This is a genomic window from Kitasatospora sp. NPDC057518 (assembly GCF_042802075.1).
In the GTDB taxonomy this organism is placed as follows: domain Bacteria; phylum Actinomycetota; class Actinomycetes; order Streptomycetales; family Streptomycetaceae; genus Kitasatospora.
Genome location: NZ_JBHVEU010000243.1, coordinates 1 through 13,638 on the forward strand (window position 1 = coordinate 1; position 13,638 = coordinate 13,638).

Annotated in this window: 15 protein-coding genes; 6 read left to right on the forward strand and 9 right to left on the reverse strand. The window is 74.8% G+C overall.

What is annotated here, in order from left to right:
* Window positions 1-80: 80 nt before the first annotated feature.
* Both dapC and fdxA read right to left on the reverse strand, forming a co-directional pair.
* Window positions 81-1,229 (reverse strand): succinyldiaminopimelate transaminase, encoded by a 1,149-nt coding sequence (gene dapC, locus ACFU7Z_RS23805; RefSeq protein WP_074001371.1) that lies wholly within the window; start codon window positions 1,227-1,229, stop codon window positions 81-83.
* A gap of 20 nt (window positions 1,230-1,249) precedes the next feature.
* Window positions 1,250-1,576 carry a ferredoxin gene (gene fdxA, locus ACFU7Z_RS23810; protein ID WP_030061559.1) on the reverse strand — a complete coding sequence of 109 codons (327 nt, stop codon included), beginning with the start codon at window positions 1,574-1,576 and terminating at the stop codon, window positions 1,250-1,252.
* 289 nt (window positions 1,577-1,865) lie between these two features.
* On the opposite strand from fdxA, the gene ACFU7Z_RS23815 reads away from it, so the two are divergent.
* On the forward strand, window positions 1,866-2,720 hold the full coding sequence (locus ACFU7Z_RS23815; RefSeq protein ID WP_380779481.1) for a GNAT family N-acetyltransferase: 855 nt from the start codon (window positions 1,866-1,868) through the stop codon (window positions 2,718-2,720).
* A gap of 97 nt (window positions 2,721-2,817) precedes the next feature.
* Complete coding sequence (locus ACFU7Z_RS23820; RefSeq protein WP_074001369.1) at window positions 2,818-3,690, forward strand: transglutaminase-like domain-containing protein; 873 nt, start codon at window positions 2,818-2,820, stop codon at window positions 3,688-3,690.
* A gap of 41 nt (window positions 3,691-3,731) precedes the next feature.
* Here the strand turns inward: ACFU7Z_RS23820 and ACFU7Z_RS23825 are convergent, their stop codons facing one another.
* The gene (locus ACFU7Z_RS23825) at window positions 3,732-4,361 is read right to left on the reverse strand and encodes a response regulator transcription factor (RefSeq protein ID WP_074001368.1); all 630 of its coding nucleotides are present in this window, start codon (window positions 4,359-4,361) and stop codon (window positions 3,732-3,734) included.
* Window positions 4,362-4,425: 64 nt separating this feature from the next.
* Between ACFU7Z_RS23825 and ACFU7Z_RS23830 the strand changes: the two genes are divergently transcribed.
* Window positions 4,426-5,367 carry a MerR family transcriptional regulator gene (locus tag ACFU7Z_RS23830; RefSeq protein WP_380779483.1) on the forward strand — a complete coding sequence of 314 codons (942 nt, stop codon included), beginning with the start codon at window positions 4,426-4,428 and terminating at the stop codon, window positions 5,365-5,367.
* Entirely contained in the window at window positions 5,364-5,855 is a 492-nt protein-coding gene (locus ACFU7Z_RS23835) for a GNAT family N-acetyltransferase (protein ID WP_074001366.1), read from the forward strand. The genes ACFU7Z_RS23830 and ACFU7Z_RS23835 overlap by 4 nt, the downstream gene beginning before the upstream one ends.
* A gap of 41 nt (window positions 5,856-5,896) precedes the next feature.
* On the opposite strand, the gene ACFU7Z_RS23840 is transcribed toward ACFU7Z_RS23835, so the two are convergent.
* The 3 genes from ACFU7Z_RS23840 to murJ are packed head-to-tail and all read right to left on the reverse strand — an operon-like array spanning window position 5,897 to window position 8,186.
* Window positions 5,897-6,250, reverse strand: a complete 354-nt coding sequence (locus ACFU7Z_RS23840) for a hypothetical protein (protein WP_117489428.1) — start codon at window positions 6,248-6,250, stop codon at window positions 5,897-5,899.
* Between the two features lie 14 nt (window positions 6,251-6,264).
* Window positions 6,265-6,585, reverse strand: a complete 321-nt coding sequence (locus ACFU7Z_RS23845) for a hypothetical protein (protein ID WP_049657348.1) — start codon at window positions 6,583-6,585, stop codon at window positions 6,265-6,267.
* On the reverse strand, window positions 6,582-8,186 hold the full coding sequence (gene murJ, locus ACFU7Z_RS23850) for a murein biosynthesis integral membrane protein MurJ (RefSeq protein WP_380779485.1): 1,605 nt from the start codon (window positions 8,184-8,186) through the stop codon (window positions 6,582-6,584). The genes ACFU7Z_RS23845 and murJ overlap by 4 nt, the downstream gene beginning before the upstream one ends.
* A 143-nt stretch (window positions 8,187-8,329) precedes the next feature.
* On the opposite strand from murJ, the gene ACFU7Z_RS23855 reads away from it, so the two are divergent.
* Both ACFU7Z_RS23855 and ACFU7Z_RS23860 read left to right on the forward strand, forming a co-directional pair.
* Window positions 8,330-8,995 (forward strand): response regulator transcription factor, encoded by a 666-nt coding sequence (locus ACFU7Z_RS23855; RefSeq protein ID WP_049657347.1) that lies wholly within the window; start codon window positions 8,330-8,332, stop codon window positions 8,993-8,995.
* Window positions 8,996-8,998: 3 nt separating this feature from the next.
* Window positions 8,999-10,417: a cell wall metabolism sensor histidine kinase WalK gene (locus tag ACFU7Z_RS23860; protein WP_117489424.1), complete on the forward strand. Its 1,419-nt coding sequence runs from the start codon at window positions 8,999-9,001 to the stop codon at window positions 10,415-10,417.
* An 18-nt stretch (window positions 10,418-10,435) separates the two neighbouring features.
* On the opposite strand, the gene ACFU7Z_RS23865 is transcribed toward ACFU7Z_RS23860, so the two are convergent.
* From ACFU7Z_RS23865 to ACFU7Z_RS23875, 3 genes are read right to left on the reverse strand one after another with little or no spacing between them, the layout of a single operon-like run.
* Window positions 10,436-11,698 (reverse strand): sensor histidine kinase, encoded by a 1,263-nt coding sequence (locus tag ACFU7Z_RS23865; RefSeq protein ID WP_380779488.1) that lies wholly within the window; start codon window positions 11,696-11,698, stop codon window positions 10,436-10,438.
* An 8-nt stretch (window positions 11,699-11,706) separates the two neighbouring features.
* Window positions 11,707-12,429, reverse strand: a complete 723-nt coding sequence (locus ACFU7Z_RS23870; RefSeq protein WP_049658004.1) for an ABC transporter permease — start codon at window positions 12,427-12,429, stop codon at window positions 11,707-11,709.
* Window positions 12,426-13,445 (reverse strand): ABC transporter ATP-binding protein, encoded by a 1,020-nt coding sequence (locus ACFU7Z_RS23875; RefSeq protein WP_380779490.1) that lies wholly within the window; start codon window positions 13,443-13,445, stop codon window positions 12,426-12,428. Before ACFU7Z_RS23875 ends, ACFU7Z_RS23870 begins: the two co-directional genes overlap by 4 nt.
* Window positions 13,446-13,638 lie beyond the last annotated feature (193 nt).

Sequence of the window (13,638 nt, forward strand, 5' to 3'; positions counted from 1 at the left end):
GGCCGGTGTCCGTGACACCGGCCCCCTTCGCCGTACGGTCGCCCGCTACGGTCGGCGCGCCGAGCTCGGCGCGGTCGCGGTCAGCTCGCCGCGCCCAGCCGCTCCACGGCCGCGGCGACCCGCTCGTCGGTCGCCGTGAACGCGACCCGCACGAAGCGGTCGCCGGCCGGCCCGTAGAAGTCGCCGGGCGCCACCAGGATGCCCAGCCCGGCCAGTTCGGCCACGGTCTCCCAGCACGGGCGGTCCTGGGTCGCCCACAGGTAGAGGCTCGCCTCGGAGTGCTCGATCCGGAAGCCGTACGCCTCCAGCGCCGCCCGCAGCGCCGAGCGCCGGGCCGCGTACCGCTCGCGCTGCTCGGCCACGTGGGCGTCGTCCGCGAGCGCGGCGACCGTCGCCGCCTGGACCGGCGCCGGCACGATCATGCCGCCGTGCTTGCGCACCTCCAGCAGCTCCCTGACCACCACCGGGTCGCCCGCCACGAAGGAGGCGCGGTAGCCGGCCAGGTTGGAGCGCTTGGAGAGCGAGTGGACGGCCAGCAGGCCCTCGTGGCCGTCGCCGCAGACGTCCGGGTGCAGGACGGAGACCGGCTCGGCCTCCCAGCCCAGCTCCAGGTAGCACTCGTCGCTGACCAGCAGCGCCCCGTGCTCCCTGGCCCACTCGACGGCCCGGCGCAGCTCGTCCGCGCCCAGCACCCGGCCGGTCGGGTTGGACGGCGAGTTCACCCAGAGCAGGCGCACCCGGGAGCCGTCCAGCTCGTCCACCGAGTCGTACTCGACCGGCTCGGCGCCGCACAGCCGGGCGCCCACCTCGTAGGTCGGGTAGGCCAGGCGCGGGTAGGCGACCTGGTCGCCGGGGCCGAGGCCGAGCTGGGTCGGCAGCCAGGCCACCAGCTCCTTGGAGCCGACGGTCGGGAGCACGGCCTGCGGGCCGGTCTCCGCGCCGAGGCGGCGGTGCAGCCAGCCGGCGATCGCCTCGCGCAGCTCCAGCGGGCCCCAGACGGTCGGGTAGCCGGGGGTGTCGGTGTGCGCGGCCAGCGCCTTCTGGATCACCTCGGGGACCGGGTCCACCGGGGTGCCGACGGAGAAGTCGCAGAGCCCGCCGGGGTGGGCCAGGGCGGTCGCCTTGTACGGCTCCAGCTTGTCCCAGGGGAAGACGGGGAGCTTGTCCGAAACGCGGCGCGCCGCCCCCGGGTGACCCGGGAACGGCGCGCGCGTGCTGTTGGTACTCACAGCTGTTGTGCCACCGATCGTCAGTGGTCGGCGTTCTGCGGCGGCAGAGCGGCGATGAACGGGTGGTCACGCTCGATCAGACCGAGCTTGGAGGCGCCGCCGGGGGAACCCAGGTCGTCGAAGAACTCGACGTTCGCCTTGTAGTAGTCCTTCCACTCCTCCGGAGTGTCGTCCTCGTAGAAGATCGCCTCGACCGGGCAGACCGGCTCGCACGCGCCACAGTCGACACACTCATCCGGGTGGATGTAGAGCGATCGCTCGCCCTCGTAGATGCAGTCAACCGGGCACTCTTCGATGCACGCCTTGTCCTTCACGTCGACACAAGGCTGCGCGATGACGTAGGTCACGCTGTCGTTCCTCCTCGGAAGGGCCTGGTGGCCCGTTCTGTTCTGCTGCCGTGCGCGGTGAGCGCGGCGTCGTCGATGCCCGCCCCTAGTATCGCGGGTCGGAGACCGCAAATGCACAGGAGGTGGCCAGATGGCGACGCACGACCCGGTCGGCGACCGTCCGGAAGTCCGGATAGACCGCTCTGACGTGGGACGACGCGTGTCCGTCCGCCGCCTCGCGGAGTTCGTGGACGACCGGCCGGTGTTCCGGGATTCGATCGGCGTGCTCACATCGTGGGACGATCATGGGTTGACGATCGCCCCTCGAACCGGCGATCCGGTGTTCTTGCCGGAGAAGCTGCTGGTCGCAGGCAAGACCGTGCCGCCGTTCCCGGCCCGGCGCGTCCCGTTGCCGGTCACCGAGCCGGTCGAACTGCAGCGGATCGCGGGCCGCGGCTGGCCGGCCGTCGAGCAGGAGCCGCTCGGCGAGTGGACGCTGCGCGCCGCCGCCGGGTTCACCCGGCGGGCCAACTCCGTCCAGGCGCTCGGGGACCCGGGGCTGCCGCTGCCCCGGGCGCTGGCGGCCGTCCGCGCCTGGTACGCGGCGCGCGGACTGCCCGCGTACGTCGAGGTGATCTCCCCCGGCTCGCCCCCGGCGCTGGTCGCCGAACTCGACCGGCTCGGCGCCGGGTACGCGCCCACCCTGGTCCGCACCGCCCCGCTGGCCGGGCTCGCCCGGGCCGGCGCCGGGCACGACAGGGTGCGCCTCGCGCGGACCGCGGACGACCGGTGGCTGTCGGTGTACCGGCGGGTGAGCGGCGACCCGGCGGTGGAGGAGGCGGCCCGGCGGGTGCTGCACGGCGGGCCCTCGGTCTGGTTCGCCACCGTGCCGGGCGCCCCCGGGCAGCCGCCGCTGGCGATCGGACGCTGCGTCATCGAGGGCGCCTGGGCCTGCTTCGGCGCGATCGAGGTCCAGCCGTACGCCCGGCGGGCCGGACTGGCGACGACGGTCATGGCGGTGCTCGCCTCGCGCGCGGCCGAGGAGGGGGCGAGCGGCGGCTACCTCCAGGTCGAGGCGGAGAACGCGGGGGCGATCGCGCTCTATGACGGACTCGGCTTCACGACCAGTCACACTTACCACTACGCGCTCCTCCCCCAGGGGTAGCCGCCAGGCCGTACCGTCCGTCCGTTCGTCCGATCGCCCGCCCGATCGTCCGTCCGCCGCCTTGTCCGTCCGCCGTACGAAAGCCGTCGCCGTCACCGTGACCGAGCAGAGCAGAGACCGCTTCCGGACCGCCGCCCGCGCCGAGCAGCCCGACCCGGTGCTGCTGTGCCTGCTCGCCGCCGCCGAGCACGGCATGGTGCCCGACCCCGGCGACCCCGGCGAACCGCCGGGCGTGGACGCGCTGCTCGCCGCCTGCGAGGCCGCGTTCGAGCGGCACGCGGCGGCGGTCCGGACGGCCGTCGCCGAGCGGGCGCCGACCGGGCCGGAGGAGACCGCCGCCCTGCTCGCCGCGGTGCTCGGCGGGCGGGAGCGCTTCCACGGGCGGCAGTCGGACTACCGGCGGCTGGAGTCCTCGCTGCTGCCCGAGGTGCTGCGGCGCCGGCGCGGGCTGCCGATCACGCTCTCCCTGGTGTGGATGGCGGTCGGCCGGCGGGCCGGGCTGACCGTCCACGGCATCGCGCTGCCCGGCCACTTCATCGTCGCGGTGGGCGGCCCGGCCGGCGGCGAGGACTACGTCCTGGCCGACCCGTTCCACGGCGGGCGGCTGCTCGACCCGGCGGACGTCGAACGGCTGGTCGCCGCCGCCGGGGCGGAGTTCACCCCCGCCCTGCTCACCCCGGCCCAGCCGCTGGAGGTCGTGCTGCGGGTGCTCGGCAACATCCGGCTCTGGGCCGCCGACCGCCCCGAGCACGCCCGCACCCAGCTCTGGGCCACCGAACTCGCCCTGCTGCTGCCCCGGCACCCCGCCCAGCTGCGCCTGGAACGGGCCGAACTCCTCGTCCGCACCGGGGACTTCCTCGGCGGCTCGGCGGAGATGGACGCCTACGCGCAGATCCTCGACGCCTTCGACCCGGACACCGCCGCCAAGGTCCGGCAGGAGGCCCGGGCGGCCCGGCACCGGCTCAACTGACCCCCGCCTGCGGGCCGACGCCGGGGGCTTGAAGACGGGCCCTACAGCCAGCCCTTCTCCCGGGCGATCCGGACCGCCTCGGTGCGGTTGCGGGCCTCGGTCTTCTGGATCGCCATCGACAGGTAGTTGCGCACCGTCCCCTCGGACAGGTGCAGCCGCCGGGCGATGTCCGCGTTCACCGCGCCGTCGGCGGCCGCGCCCAGCACATCCCGCTCGCGCGGGGTCAGCGGGTTGGCGCCCTCGGCCAGCGCGGCGGCGGCCAGCACCGGGTCGATCACCCGCTCGCCGCGCAGCACCCGGCGGATCGCCTCCGCCAGCTCGGCGGCCGGCGCGTCCTTCACCAGGAACGCGTCCGCGCCCGACTCCATCGCCCGGCGCAGGTAGCCGGGCCGGCCGAAGGTCGTCGCGATGACCACCTTGGTCCGGGGCGCCCGGTCGCGCAGCTCGGCGGCCGCCTCGATGCCCGTCATCCCCGGCATCTCGATGTCCAGCACGGCGACCTGCACGTCGTTCGCGAGCACCGCCGCCACCACCTCGTCCCCGCGGCCGACCTGCGCGACGACGTCGATGTCCCCCTCCAGCCCGAGCAGCGCGGCCAGCGCTTCCCGGACCATCCCCTGGTCCTCGGCGAGCAGCACGCGGATCGAGGCCCCGCTGTCAGTGTCGTTCATGGCCACGACCTTAGAGGGCCGCGGGCTTGCGTCTCCGGTAAGGGGAGAGTCCAGAGTGGTCCCCATGGACGGCAGCGAAACGCTCTACCCGATCGGCGACCTCGCCCGGCGCACCGGACTCACCGTCAAGACCATCCGGTTCTACGCCGACACCGGCCTCGTCCCGCCCACCGGGCGCAGCGCCGCCGGCTACCGGCTGTACGACGTGCACGCCCTCGCCCGGCTGGACCTCGTCCGCACCCTGCGCGAACTCGGGCTCGACCTGCCCGCGATCCGCCGGGTGCTGGAACGGGAGGCCCCGCTGCACGAGGTGGCCGCCGCACACGCCGAGGCGCTGGAGGTGCAGATCCGCACCCTCCGGCTGCGCCGGGCGGTTCTGCTCGCCGTCGCCCAACGCGCTTCCACACCCGAGGAGATGGGACTCATGCACAAGCTCGCCAAACTCTCCGACGCCGAACGCCGGCGCCTGGTCCAGGACTTCGTCGACGAGGCCTTCGGCGGCCTGGACGCCAACCCCGAGTTCGTCGCCATGATGCGCTCCGCCATGCCCGAACTGCCGGACGAGCCACGGACGGAGCAGGTCGAGGCCTGGGTCGAACTCGGCGAACTCGTCCAGGACCCGGACTTCCGCGCGGCCGTCCGGCGAATGGCCGAACAGCAGGCCGCCGAACGGGCCGAGGGCGACCGCGGCGGGCTGCACCACGCGCTCACCGAGACCGTACGGTCCGTGGTCGGTGCGGCGCTGGCCGCCGGCACCGACCCCGCCTCCCCCGCGGCCGGCCCCGTCCTCGACGCCCTCACCGCCGCCTACGCCGAGACCTTCGGCCGTCCCGACGACGCCGGGTTGCGGCGCTGGCTGCTCGACCGCCTGGAGAGCGCCGACGACCCGCGCGCCGAGCGCTACTGGCAGCTGCTGGCGGTCATCAACGGCTGGCCCGTCCCGGAGAGCCTCACCGGGGTATTCCGGTGGTTCACCGGGGCGCTGCGGGCCAGACTGGCGCGATGATCACCCTGGAACCCCTGCGCCCCGACCACGCCGAGGCCCTGCTGGCCTTCGAACGCGCCAACCGCGCGTACTTCGCCCGCAGCATCCCGGACCGCGGCGACGCCTACTTCGCCGGCTTCGCGGACCGCCACGCCGCCCTCCTCGCCGAACAGGCCGAGGGCACCTGCCGGTTCCACGTGGTGCTCGACGCGGCCGGCGGGCTGGTCGGCCGCGCCAACCTCGTCGACCTCGCCGACGGCAGCGCCGAACTCGGCTACCGGATCGCCGAATCGGCCGCCGGCCGCGGCGTCGCGAAGGCCGCCGTCGCCGAGGCCTGCCGCCTCGCGGCCACCGCCTACGGCCTGACCGTCCTGACCGCCGTCACCACCGTCGACAACCCCGCCTCCCAGGCCGTCCTCGCCCGCAACGGCTTCGCGCTCAGCCACCGGTTCCTCCTCGCCGACCGCCCCGCCCTCGCCTACCGCCGCCCCCTGGGCGACCTCGGCTGAGCGCGGGCCCGGCGCGGGCTGAAGGCCGGGCCGGCGCCCCGCTACGGCAGCCAGCGGCGGGCGGCCTCGACGCTGTCGGCGGGGCTGGTGTTGAAGGCGACGGCCGCCTGCGGGGCGTGACGGCGGACCAGGTTGACGACCGCCTCGAAGAACGGCAGCGCCGGTTCGGGCTTGCGGATGCCGCCGCCGATGACGACGACGTCCCAGCGGCGCCCGGCGAGGGCCGCCACGACGGCGGGTTCGGCGGTGTCGTCGGGGGCGACCAGGGTCACGGCGGCGTCGATGCCGTGCTCGGTGAAGCGGGCGAGTTCGGCGTCGAGGAGGGCCCGCACCGCGTCGCCGTCCACGCCGGGGACGGTGTGCGGGTCGAAGCCGAGGATGAGAACGGTGGGCATGCCCGGTACGACGCTCACTCCGGCCGCCCGGGTTCCCCGCCGAGGTAGCGGGCGGCGTCGACGAGGGTGAGCTTGGGGTCGGTCCAGGAGCAGACCTCCAGCCAGGAGAGCCGGCCGTCCTCGGCGAAGAGCAGGATCTCGCCGTCGGAGCCGATCGCCGCCTCGGCGACCACCTCCGAGCGGGCGCCGTCCTGGACGCCGGCGAACAGGGCGGTGCTGCAGCCGCACCGGCAGCGGGACTCGACGCGCAGGTGCGGGACCTGGGCGCGCAGGGGGTGGCCCTCGGGGAGGAGGAAGTCGAGGACCCGGGCGACGTCGCTGGGGAGGAGGGTCATGGGCGCCTGCGCAATCGTGTGGTGAGGACGGACAGTTCTTCGATCCGGAGGAGGTGGGCGAGCAGGAGGTAGCCGACGGCGAGGGCGGCGGCGGCCGGCAGGAGGCCGTACCGGGTGGCCCACCAGGCGCCCGCGGCGGCCGGCAGGGCGGCCAGCAGCGGCTTCCCGTGGGCTCCCAGGACCCGCAGCGGCCCGAGCCGCCGGCGCAGCAGCAGGGCGGCGGCCGCGCAGGTGAGCAGGAACGACGCCCCGTAGCAGCCGGCCATCCCGGTGACGGCCCAGCGCAGCGGCAGCAGCCGGTGGCAGAGCACCGCCCCCAGCGCCGTGGCGGCGACCGGCAGCAGGTTGAGCAGGAAGGGCGTACGGCTGTCGCCGAGCGCGTAGAAGACGCGGGTCAGCGCGTAGCCGGCGGAGTACAGGACCAGGCCGGGCGCGAAGGCGGTCAGCATCCCGGCGATGGCCCGTACGTCGTCGGCGCCGGTGCTCCCGTGCCCGAAGGCGAGCGCGCACAGCTGCGGTGCGAGGACCGCGAACGCGCAGGCCGCCGGGACGGTGACCACCGCGATGGTGCGGACGGTGCGGGCGAGCAGCGCGCGGACGGCCCGCGGGGAGTCGGCGGCGGCGGTGAGCGCGGGGACGACCGCCGTCACCACCGACACCGTGACCACCCCGTGCGGCACGATCCACAGCAGGTACGCGCTGCTGTACGCGGTGTACCCGACGCCCGGCAGCCCGGCCTCGGCGGCCCGCGAGCCGACGGAGGTCGACAGCCGGGTCACCACCCAGTAGCCCACCTGGTCGCCGAGCACCAGCAGCAGCGTCCACCCGGCGGCCCGCAGCGGCTCGCCGAGCCCGGCCTGCCGCCAGTCCCAGCGCGGCCGGGGCCGCACCCCGGCGGCCCGCAGGCAGGGCAGCAGCACCAGGCTCTGCGCCACCACCCCGGCCGTCGTACCGGCCCCGAGCACGGTCACGTCGGCCGTGGAGAAGGACCGTTGGCCGAGGTACCCGGCGAACACCCCGATCACCACCAGGTTGTTGAGCACCGGCGCCCAGGCCATCGGCGCGAACCGCTGCCGGGCGTTGAGGAGTTGGCCGAGCACGGTGAACAGCCCGTAGAAGAACACCTGCGGCAGGCACAGGTACGCCAGCAGCACCGTCCGGTCCAACTGCGCACCGCCGTACGCGGTGTAGGCCCGCACGAGGTACGGCGCGCCCGGCACCACCACCGCCGTCAGCACCAGCAGGGTGACCACCAGCACCGTCACCAGCCGGTCGACGTGCGCCGCCCCGCCGTCCGCCGACTCCTTGGCGGCGCGCACCAGGTGGGGCACCAGCGCGGTGTTCAGGGCGCCGCCGATCAGCAGCACGAACAGCAGGTTGGGCACCGTGTTGGCCACGTTGTACCCGTCCGCGAGCAGCCCCGAGCCGAGGACCGCCACCAGCAGCGCCGAGCGGACGAAGCCGGTGGCCCGGGAGACCACCGTCCCGGCCGCCATCACCAGGCTGGGCGGCGGCGTGCGGCGCGGCCGCCGGTGGCGGGCGGGCCCCGGCGGACCGGGCAGCGGAGGGCGGGGCAACGGAGGACCCTCCAGTACGGTCATCCGCCGGCACCTCCCGTGTCAGGCACCGACTCGAACTGATCGGCGGAAACGGCGAGAGCATGCACCCGCGCCCCTGAAGCGGGGCTGAGAAAGCTGAAGACGGCTTAAGGAACGGATCCGGCGCCGGTGGCATCCTGATCCGCATGGAGATTCTGGTGGTGGAGGACGACGCCCAGGTCGCGGCGGCCGTACGGCGCGGCCTGGAGGTCGAGGGCTACACCGTCGACCTCGCCCCGGACGGCCTCACCGGCCTGCGGCTGGCCCAGCGGCACGCCTACCGGGCGATCGTGCTCGACATCATGCTGCCCGGCCTGAACGGCTACAAGGTGTGCGAGGCACTGCGCGCCGACGGCGTCACCACCCCGATCCTGATGCTGACCGCCAAGGACGGCGAGTACGACGAGGCCGAGGGCCTGGACACCGGCGCCGACGACTACCTCACCAAGCCGTTCTCCTACCTGGTCTTCCTGGCCCGGCTGCGCGCCCTGATCCGCCGCAGCCAGACGCCGGGCCCGCTGCTGCGGGTCGGCGACCTCTGGCTGGACCCGGCGGGCCGCCGCTGCGGCCGGGGCGGCGCCGAGATCACCCTCACCGAGCGGGAGTTCGCCGTCCTGCGCTGCCTGGCCGAGCACCCCGGCGAGGTGCTGTCCAAGCGCCGGATCGTCGACGAGGTGTGGGACATCGCCTTCGACGGCGAGGAGTCCATCGTCGAGGTGTACGTCAGCATGCTGCGCCGCAAGGTGGACGCGCCGTTCGGCGTCCGTTCGATCACCACCGTGCGCGGCGTCGGCTACCGGCTGGAGGCCTGACCGGTGCCCGGCAGGCTCTCCACCCGGCTGCGCACCTCGCTGGCGGCCGGCCTGGCCGCGCTGCTGCTGCTCGGCGTCGGCGCCTGGTGGCTGCGCGGCCACATGTACGACGCCCAGCTGGAGGCGGCCGAGGCGGACGCCCAGGCCCAGGCCCGCGAGATCAGCAGCGGCTACAAGCACGGCCAGCAGCTCGCGGACTACGGGCGGCTGCCGTACCTCGTCCTGGACAGCGACGGCCGGGTGCTGACCATGGGCGGCCCGCTGACCACCCAGCACCTGGCCGGGGACCCGCCCGCCGCCGTACCGAAACTCGCGCCGGACGACTGGCAGTCGGTCCAGCGGGTCGCCATCGGCCCGGCCGGGGAGGCCGCCGCCAACCGCTACTCGGGGCGCACCTTCACCGCGCTGGGCAGCTGGAGCCCGCTGCTGCGGCAGAACGACGAGAACGGCCAGCCGGTCAAGCCGGTGGTCGGCCCGTTCACCGTGTACGTGCTGGCCACCCCGTTCGCCGCCGAGGCCTCGCTGCACACCATCGACCCGGTGCTGCAGGTGGGCGTGCCGGCCGCCGCGCTGCTGGTCGCGCTGACGGCCTGGGCGGCGACCAGCCGGGCGCTGCGCCCGGTGGAGGCGATCCGCGCCGAACTGGCCGAGATCGGCGAGCACCGGCTGGACCGCCGCGTCCCGGTGCCGCCCGCCGGCGACGAGCTCACCCGGATGGCCCGGACCACCAACGCCACCCTGGACCGGCTGGAGCGCTCGGCCGTGCAGCAGCAGCGCTTCGTCGCGGACGCCTCGCACGAGCTGCGCAGCCCGATCGCCGCGCTGCGCACCAATCTGGAGGTGTCGCTGGCGCATCCCGACCGCACCGACTGGCCGGCCACCACCCGGGAGGCGCTCACCTCGGTCGAGCGGCTCCAGCAGCTCACCGAGGACCTGCTGTTCCTGGCCCGGGGCGCGCACCCGGCGACGGCCGGCCGGCTCACCACCGTCGACCTGTCCGCCGTGCTGCGCGAGCTCGCCGACCAGTACCGCCCCGGCCTCGGCGCCCGGCTCGCCCTGCGGGTGGACGCGCCCGAGGCGGTGCCGGTGCGCGGCAGCCGCATCCGGCTGCACCGGCTGGTGCGCAACCTGCTGGACAACGCCCGGCGGCACGCGTCCGCCGAGGTGGTGCTGTCCGCGCGGCGGACCGCGCACGGCTGCGTCCTGGAGGTCCGGGACGACGGCCCGGGCGTGCCGCCGGAGGACCGCGAGCGGATCTTCGAGCCGTTCACCCGGCTCGACGAGGCCCGCAGCCGGGACTCCGGCGGCAGCGGCCTGGGCCTGGCCATCGCCGCGGACATCGCCACGCGGCACGGCGGCACCCTGCGGGTCGCCCACGCCCCGCGCGGCGCCCGCTTCGTCCTGGAGCTCCCCCCGGCCTGACGGCCGCCGCGGGCCGGGCTAGAGCGGCTTCGACACCGGCGTCGGCGCGGCCGCCGACGCCGTCCGCAGCGGCACCGAGGCCCGCAGCCGGAAGCCCCGCCCGCGCTCCCCCGGCCCGGTCTCCAGCCGCCCGCCGACCAGCGCCAGCCGCTCCTCCAGCCCGGACAGCCCGTTGCCCGGCTGGGACTTGCCCGGCCCGCGCCCGTTGTCGACGATCTCCAGGACGGCGTACCGCTCGCCGCTCGCCTCCCAGCTCTCGTCCGCCGTGACCGTGCAGACGGTGGCGCCCTCGCCGTGCCGGACGACGTTGGTCACGGCCTCGCGCAGCGCCCAGGCCAGCGCGCCCGTCTCCTCCTCGGCCAGCGACGGCCAGGCGTCCACCAGCTCCGGCGCGGCCTCCAGCCGGACCTGCGCGGCGGCCAGCGCGGTACGGGCGGCGGCCAGCTCGACCGGCAGGGTCGGCCGGCGGAAGCCGGTCACCGCCTCCCGGACGTCGATCAGCGACTGCCGGGCGACCTGCTCGATGTCGGCGACCTGCGCCCGCGCCGCCTCGTCCTTGCCCGCGTCCATGAACCGCCCGGCCAGCTCGCTCTTCAGGGTGATCAGCGACAGCGAGTGCCCGAGCAGGTCGTGCAGGTCGCGGGCCATCCGCAGCCGCTCCTCGGAGGCGGCCAGGTGCGCGACGGCGGCCCGGGCCTCGCGCAGCTCCTTCATGGTGGCGACCAGCCGCTGCAACCCGGTCATCGCGACGCCGGAGAGGAAGGCGCTGAGCGCGAAGGTGGTGATGTTGTCGTTGCCCGCCCCGATCGCCGCCCCGACCACGGCGGTGAGCACGGCCATGGCGATCAGCACGCGCAGCGCGTACCGGGCCGGCGTGATGATGGCGACGCACACCGAGGCGTAGATGAACAGCGTCAGGAAGGCGGAGCCGAGGACGACCGAGGTGGCGACGGCCAGCGCGACCATCGTCGTGACGATCGCCAGGCAGGCCCGCGGCCGCATCCCGGCCTGCGAGCGGAAGATCACCAGCAGCACGTAGGCGCCCACGAACCCGGCCAGGCAGCACCAGCCGAGCACCGTCCCGGCCGTGTTGTGGGCGCCGCTCAGCAGGTCGCCGGCCGGGTAGGCCAGGTAGAGCATCCACAGCAGCATCCAGGCGACCTTGACCAGCAGCTGCCGCCTGGTCTCCACCGGGGAGCCGGGCACGTTCATGAAGGAGGCGCGCGCCGCTCCCGCCTCCGGCGGTTCGTCGGTGCGGTGGGTCCGGCGCGCATCACTCATGCCGGTCATCATGCCTGGCGGGTGTCGCGGCGGTACAGCGCCGCCGCGGCGGCGGCGAACACCACGAGGAAGCCGGCCAGCCCGGCGACCGCGACGGTGTCCAGGGAGTGCCCGGGCCGGGTGAAGCCGGCCAGTTGGTTGTACAGGTACACCGGGTTGAACCGGGCGAACTTCTCCAGCGAGCCGCTCACCGGGAACCAGGTGCCGCCGAGCAGGGCCATCGCCATGTAGGTGATCATCACGATCGGCTGCACCGCGTCCGGCGCGGCCGCGTACCCGAGCGCCACCCCGAGCGCGGCGAAGACGAAGCTGCCCAGCCAGAGCGCGGCCGTCAGTCCGGCCCACTGCGGCACGGTCAGCGAGACCCCCTGGCTCGCGCCGACCGCGAAGACCACCAGGATCGCCGGCAGCGTGGTGACCGCGGTCGCCGCGATCTTGCCGACGGTGTACGCCCGGCCGGGCAGCGCGGTCAGCCGCAGCTGGCGCACCCAGCCGCTCTTGCGCTCCAGCGAGATCCGCTGCGCGCTGCCGGTCAGCACCGCGCCGACGGCGCCGAAGGTGGCCATCGAGACCATGAAGTAGGTCTTCACCGGCAGGCCGCCGGCCAGCTGGGTGGAGCCGTAGGCGTTGATGAAGAAGAAGTACATCAGCGCCGGGTAGGCGATGGTGAAGAGCAGGTAGCGCCGGTTGCGCAGGGTCCGCAGGATCTCCAGCTTGATCAGGGTGGTCATCGCACGCTCTCCTTGTCGGCGCTCCGCTCGTCGGTGCTCTGCTCGTCGGTGCTCTGCTCGTCGGTGCTCTGCTCGTCGGCGCGCCGGGCGCCGTCCTGGCGGTCCAGTTCGCCGGTGATGGTCAGGAAGGCCTGCTCCAGGCCCACGCCGGCCACCTCGAGCCCGCGCGGGTACAGCCCCGCCCGGTAGATCCCGGCCGCGGTGGCGTCGGCGTCCGCGGTCCGGATCCGCACCGTCCGCACCCCCGGGACCCGCGCGGTGACGTCCAGCGACTGCACGCCGGGCAGGGTGCGCAGCACGGACTCCTCGAACCCGCCGTCCGCGTCGTGGAGTTCGAAGGCGATCCGGCGGGCGCCGGCCCGCGCCTTGATCTCCGCCGAGCTGCCGTCGGCGATCAGCCGGCCGCGGTGCAGCACCAGGACGCGGTCGGCGATCGAGTCGGCCTCCTCCAGGTAGTGGGTGGCGAACAGCACCGTGCGCCCGGCGTCGGCCTGGGCGCGCATGCTCGCCCAGAACGACTGCCGCACGCTGACGTCCATGCCGGTGGTGGGCTCGTCCAGCACGATCAGGTCGTTGTCGCCCGCGATGGCCAGGGCGAAGCGGACCCGCTGCTCCTGGCCGCCGGACAGCTTGTCGACCCGGCGCTCCGCGAACTCGGTGATCCCGGCGTCGGTCAGCACCTCCGTGACCGACCGGCCGCGCGGGTGCACGTCGCAGGCGAGCTGCACCAGCTCGCGCACCTTGACGTCGGACATCAGCCCGCCGCTCTGCAGCATCGCGCCGACCCGGCCGTCCTCGATCGCCGCCCGCGGGGCGCCGCCGAACAGGGTCACGCTGCCCCGGTCGGGCTCGCGCAGGCCGAGCAGCAGGTCCAGGCTGGTGGACTTCCCGGCGCCGTTCGGCCCGAGCAGGGCGACGGTCTCGCCCGGCCGGAGCACGAGGTCCAGTCCGTCCACGGCGCGCACCCGCCCGTAGCTCTTGCCCACGCCGCAGAAGGCGGCCACCTCGGTAACCATTGCCCGGCTCCTCTTCCCTGAGGGTGTCACGCTCGTGGTGTCACGACCGGTGCTGTTCGCACCACCTCAGAGTCCCGCGCGGGCGGGTGGCGCTCACCGGCATCGACCCGCTGTACGAGGAGGCCGCCGCCACCATGGGCGCCGGGACGCTGCGCACGCTGTGGCTGGTGACGCTCCCCATGGCGCGGCCGGC

What these genes read in the sequence shown, in the direction of transcription:
- ACFU7Z_RS23825 (WP_074001368.1), bottom strand. Translation starts at nt 4,361, where the DNA reads ATGAACGACACTGACAGCGGGGCCTCGATCCGCGTGCTGCTCGCCGAG.
- ACFU7Z_RS23830 (WP_380779483.1), top strand. Translation starts at nt 4,426, where the DNA reads ATGGACGGCAGCGAAACGCTCTACCCGATCGGCGACCTCGCCCGGCGC.
- ACFU7Z_RS23835 (WP_074001366.1), top strand. Translation starts at nt 5,364, where the DNA reads ATGATCACCCTGGAACCCCTGCGCCCCGACCACGCCGAGGCCCTGCTG.
- ACFU7Z_RS23840 (WP_117489428.1), bottom strand. Translation starts at nt 6,250, where the DNA reads ATGCCCACCGTTCTCATCCTCGGCTTCGACCCGCACACCGTCCCCGGC.
- ACFU7Z_RS23845 (WP_049657348.1), bottom strand. Translation starts at nt 6,585, where the DNA reads ATGACCCTCCTCCCCAGCGACGTCGCCCGGGTCCTCGACTTCCTCCTC.
- murJ (WP_380779485.1), bottom strand. Translation starts at nt 8,186, where the DNA reads ATGACCGTACTGGAGGGTCCTCCGTTGCCCCGCCCTCCGCTGCCCGGT.
- ACFU7Z_RS23855 (WP_049657347.1), top strand. Translation starts at nt 8,330, where the DNA reads ATGGAGATTCTGGTGGTGGAGGACGACGCCCAGGTCGCGGCGGCCGTA.
- ACFU7Z_RS23865 (WP_380779488.1), bottom strand. Translation starts at nt 11,698, where the DNA reads ATGAGTGATGCGCGCCGGACCCACCGCACCGACGAACCGCCGGAGGCG.
- ACFU7Z_RS23870 (WP_049658004.1), bottom strand. Translation starts at nt 12,429, where the DNA reads ATGACCACCCTGATCAAGCTGGAGATCCTGCGGACCCTGCGCAACCGG.
- ACFU7Z_RS23875 (WP_380779490.1), bottom strand. Translation starts at nt 13,445, where the DNA reads ATGGTTACCGAGGTGGCCGCCTTCTGCGGCGTGGGCAAGAGCTACGGG.